Consider the following 2,016-nt stretch of genomic DNA (forward strand, 5'->3'; position numbering starts at 1 on the left):
GTGGCAGTTGATCAGTGGTTTTCTGAACAGTCGCCGCGTCGAGGAGTTGTTCGGAGGCTCTGAGGATGCCGGGTTGGGGGATCTCAACACAGTGAGAGGTCCGAGATACTTCCCGACTCCTACTCGACCGAGGATCCCAAGGTGAGAGTGTCTGACGGCTATCACCGTGCCAAATAATTCAGGGAAGAACGTGCCAAATAATTCCGAGAGTCACACACTAACCGAGGAGAAAACCGCGCGAATACTGCAGGCAGCAGCGTTCCAGAACTCACCGACAACCCATGTAATGAATCATCCGTTTTGGACACGGGTTTCGGAACATATCTGGCTCATCCGGTTTTAGAGTGCGTTGATGCGTTCCCGGAGCTGACCCGAGTGGATCAGTGACCGCAAGATGTAGTGCTCCAGATTCCGGAAACCCAACGCGATACCCCGCAAATACTCAAGCCGACCATTGATCGCCTCCACCGGACCATTCGACGCCCCGGTATCGAAATTGAATCGCTCTGGGTTCGGTGGAGACTTCTGGCCTTGGAAACGAGGATGGAAGCATGCCGAATGAACGGGTGTCAGGGAGGCCGACGATGCGGCGGTATTCGCCGGAGGAGAAGGCCGGTGCGGTGCGGATGGTCCGGGCGTTGCGGGCCGAGCTGGGGACCGAGCATGGGACGACAGCGCGGGTTGCCTCGCAGTTGGGTTACGGGGTCGAGTCCGTCAGGTCGTGGGTCAAGCAGGCCGATATCGATGACGGTCTGACTGTGGGAGTGAGCACCGCCGAGGCCGATCGGATCAAGCAACTCGAGCAGGAAATCCGAGAACTGCAGCGCGCCAACGAGATATTGAAGCGTGCGGCGTCTTTCTTCGGGGCGGAGCTCGACCGCCAGCACAAGAGATGACCGCGTTCATCGATGCCAATCGCGGCGATGTCATCGCGGGTCGGAGGCTTGGGGTCGAGCGTATCTGCAAGGCCTTGCAGATACCTCCGAGCAGCTACTACGCCACCAAAAGCCGACCGCCGTCAGCTAGATCGGTCTCCGATAGCCGGTTGCGGCCGGCGCTACGGGGGTTGTGGGAGGAGAATTACCAGGTATATGGGGTGCGGAAGCTGTGGAAAGCAGCCCGAAGATCGGGCATCGATGTCGGCCGTGACCAGGTCGCGCGGCTGATGCGTGCCGAGCAGATCGCTGGTGTGCGGCGAGGGAAGAAGGTGCGTACCACCCGAGCAACGGCCGGGGCGGATCGGCACCCCGATCTGGTTGGGCGGGATTTCACTGCGACTGAGCCGAACCAACTGTGGGTCACCGACCTCACCCACGTCCCGACCTGGGCGGGAATGGGCTACGTCTGCTTCATCACCGACGCTTACTCTCGGATGATCGTGGGCTGGCGCGTCGCGGCGAACATGCGCACCCAGGTAGTGCTCGACGCCATCGAGATGGCCCGCTTCAGTCGCGGCACACGGTTGACCGGGCTGCGCTGCCACAGCGATGCGGGCAGTCAATTCACCTTGGTCCGCTACGGCGAACGGCTCGCCGAACTCGGTGCAATACCGTCGATCGGGACCGTGGGCGATTCCTACGATAATGCTCTCGCCGAGAGCGTGAACGGCTACTACAAGTACGAACTCATCTACGGCCCAACGCATCCTGGTCCATGGCGCAGCATCGACGACGTGGAACTGGCGACACTGTCGTGGGTGCACTGGCACAATCACAGGCGGCTGCATGGTCACTGCGGCGACATCCCGCCAGCAGAGTACGAGAAGACGTTCTACGCTACTGAGCAGGGTGAGCAGGCCTTGGTTGAAATCAAATAGCCAGAGCCTCCATCAGACCCAGGGCGATTCATACCTTCCGCCGCACTAGAACATCCCTACGTGCAAATTACTTTCCCCATCCTGCTTTGTATTCGGGGCAGTAAGCTTCGATGCTTGCTCCGACGGGTCTATCTCGCTAACGGTGTTTCGGCGGATTTCCATCAGTATGTTTCCGATCCCGGCCAACGATCGGCGAACGT

At 59.9% G+C, this 2,016-nt stretch carries 1 protein-coding gene, 1 pseudogene and 1 other annotated feature; of the genes and pseudogenes, one reads left to right on the forward strand and one right to left on the reverse strand.

Translation table 11 applies throughout. From position 1 onward, the window contains the following. Positions 1–339: 339 nt before the first annotated feature. Positions 340–486 (reverse strand): annotated as a pseudogene (locus V2B23_RS30780) (transposase); the annotation flags it as partial. A gap of 65 nt (positions 487–551) precedes the next feature. Here V2B23_RS30780 and V2B23_RS30785 point away from each other — a divergent pair. After that, positions 552–1,816, forward strand: a protein-coding gene (locus V2B23_RS30785) for an IS3 family transposase (RefSeq protein ID WP_430953681.1) whose coding sequence is annotated in 2 segments (ribosomal slippage) — positions 552–855 and positions 855–1,816 — 1,266 coding nt in all. Because the reading frame shifts where the segments join, the coding sequence is not laid out codon by codon here. After that, positions 851–985: a sequence feature (AL1L pseudoknot), on the forward strand. It overlaps the preceding gene by 135 nt. Positions 1,817–2,016 lie beyond the last annotated feature (200 nt).

It is taken from the genome of Rhodococcus sp. 24CO (assembly GCF_050586165.1).
Taxonomy (GTDB): domain Bacteria; phylum Actinomycetota; class Actinomycetes; order Mycobacteriales; family Mycobacteriaceae; genus Rhodococcus_F.